The sequence below is a fragment of the Streptomyces sp. P9(2023) genome (assembly GCF_032436795.1).
Taxonomy (GTDB): domain Bacteria; phylum Actinomycetota; class Actinomycetes; order Streptomycetales; family Streptomycetaceae; genus Streptomyces.
Genome location: NZ_JAUPWM010000739.1, coordinates 1 through 247 on the forward strand (window position 1 = coordinate 1; position 247 = coordinate 247).

Sequence of the window (247 nt, forward strand, 5' to 3'; positions counted from 1 at the left end):
GTTTGCAATGGCATAAAGGTCAAATGTTTTATCTGGATAAATGGCTACCGATAAACTTGGCAGCATTGCCCCCAAGCGGTCGTAATTCTCGAAACCTAATTCGTAATTGCCCAATACATTCCAATAATATTCTGCTTTTGCCCGGGTTATTCTTGGTAACAATTGTTTAAAACCTACTTTATCTGCTTCGCTAAATAAGCTATCTAAACGATGTAAAATAAGTTGCTGCTCTTTTGGCCTAAACTTC

1 protein-coding gene is annotated in these 247 nt (G+C 37.7%); it reads right to left on the reverse strand.

Annotated features, from left to right (window positions below; genetic code table 11):
- Positions 1–247, reverse strand: a 247-nt coding sequence (locus Q5762_RS39295) for a hypothetical protein (RefSeq protein ID WP_315897112.1), incomplete at both ends; no start/stop codon positions are given.